Source organism: Pseudomonas sp. P5_A2_2, assembly GCF_054177685.1.
Genome location: NZ_JBGCUL010000876.1, coordinates 1 through 1,858, shown reverse-complemented (window position 1 = coordinate 1,858; position 1,858 = coordinate 1). Strand labels below are relative to the sequence as shown.

The window sequence follows — 1,858 nt, the reverse complement described above, 5'->3', positions numbered from 1 at the left end:
CCCACAGGGGGGCARCGTCGGGCACAAAAAACAGGMTCACTGCCAATCCAATGTGGGAGCGAGCTTGCTCGCGATTGCAGGCTGTCAGTCAGCACAATTATTGAATGGGCCGCCGTCATCGCGAGCAAGCTCGCTCCCACAGGGGTGAGAGTATGAAGTCTGTGGTCATCGTCGGCGCCGGTCCGGCGGGCATTCGTGCGGCACAAACGCTGGTTGCCCATGGCGTGCGTCCGACGTTGCTGGACGAAGCCGCACGCGGCGGCGGGCAGATTTATCGGCGTCAACCGGCCAACTTCAAACGATCGCCGGTCAAGCTGTATGGCTTTGAAGCACGCAAAGCCAATGCGCTGCATCAGACGATTGACGCACTGCGCGAACAAATCGATTACCGCCCCGAAACCCTGGTGTGGAATGCCGAAGACGGCGCCCTCGACACTTTGCAGAACGGCCGCGCAGCACGCTTGGAGTTCTCCCGGGTGATCGTCGCCACCGGCGCCACCGACCGGATTCTGCCCGTACCGGGCTGGACATTGCCGGGAGTCTACAGCCTCGGCGCGGCGCAAATCGCCTTGAAGTTCCAGGGCTGCGCCATCGGCGAACGTGTGGTGTTCGCCGGCAGCGGCCCGTTGCTGTACCTGGTCGCCTATCAATACGCCAAGGCTGGGGCCAACGTGGTCGCGGTGCTCGACAGCTCCCCCTTCAGCGCACAGGCCCGAGCCCTGCCCGGCCTGCTGGCGCAACCGTCCACGCTGGCCAAAGGCATTTATTACCGCAGCTGGCTGACCGCGCACGGTATCCCTGTGCATCAAGGCGCGACCCTGGCAGCCATCGACGGCGAACAACGCGTGCAGTCGCTGCGCTGGTCCAACGCCAAGGGCAACCACTCACTCGACTGCGACGCTGTGGCCTTCGCTCACGGCCTGCGCAGTGAAACCCAACTGGCCGATCTGCTCGGCTGTGAATTCGTCTGGAACCCGCTCAATCGCGCCTGGTTACCCCAGCGTGACAGTGCGGGCCGCAGCAGTGTCGCCGAGGTTTATCTGGCGGGCGACGGCGCCGGCATCATGGGTGCGGACGCGGCGGAAATGGCCGGTGAGCTCGCCGMGTTGGCACTGCTCGAAGACATGGGGCATCTGATTCCAGCGCAGCGCCCTGCGCAACTGGAACATCGCCTGGAACGCATTGGCGAATTTCGTCAGGGCCTCGAACGTGCCTTTATTTTTCCCGACAACTGGGCCGCCGGTGTCGCGGATGACGTGATGGTCTGTCGCTGTGAAGAAGTACGCGCCGGGGATATTCGCGACGTGGTGCGCGAAGGTCATTGGGAAATCAACCGGGTAAAGGCTCATTGTCGTGTCGGCATGGGGCGTTGCCAGGGTCGGATGTGCGGTGCCGCCGCAGCAGAAATCATTGCCTGCCAGAGCCAGCGCGCCGTGTCCGATATCGGCCGGTTGCGCGCCCAGRCACCGATCAAACCGCTGCCGTTTGGCCTGGAGATCAAGCTTTGAACGAAGTCGATGCAGTCATCATTGGCGGTGGCATTGTCGGTGCAAGCGCTGCCCTGTTTCTCAGTCGGGCCGGGCGGCGCGTGGCACTGCTGGAGCGGGATTTTTGCGGCTCACATGCCAGCGGCGTGAACTACGGCGGCGTGCGGCGTCAGGGTCGTCCCCTGGCGCAATTGCCGCTGTCGCAAAAGGCCCACGAAATCTGGGCGCAGTTGCCACAACTGATCGGCATCGACGGCGAATACCAACGTAGCGGTCACCTGAAACTGGCCCGCAGCCTCAACGATCTGCAAGCCCTGCAGGACTACGCCGATAGCAGTCAGGGTTTCGGCCTCGATCTGCAAGTGCTCGAC

The 1,858-nt window shown here is 63.3% G+C and carries 2 protein-coding genes; both read left to right on the top strand.

Features of this window, described 5'->3' with window-relative positions; all coding sequences use genetic code 11:
- Positions 1 to 152: 152 nt before the first annotated feature.
- Positions 153 to 1,508 carry an FAD-dependent oxidoreductase gene (locus ACXRVY_RS26800; RefSeq protein ID WP_458238707.1) on the top strand — a complete coding sequence of 452 codons (1,356 nt, stop codon included), beginning with the start codon at positions 153 to 155 and terminating at the stop codon, positions 1,506 to 1,508.
- On the top strand, positions 1,505 to 1,858 hold a 354-nt coding region (locus ACXRVY_RS26795; RefSeq protein WP_458238706.1), incomplete at its 3' end, for an NAD(P)/FAD-dependent oxidoreductase. The genes ACXRVY_RS26800 and ACXRVY_RS26795, both read left to right, overlap by 4 nt.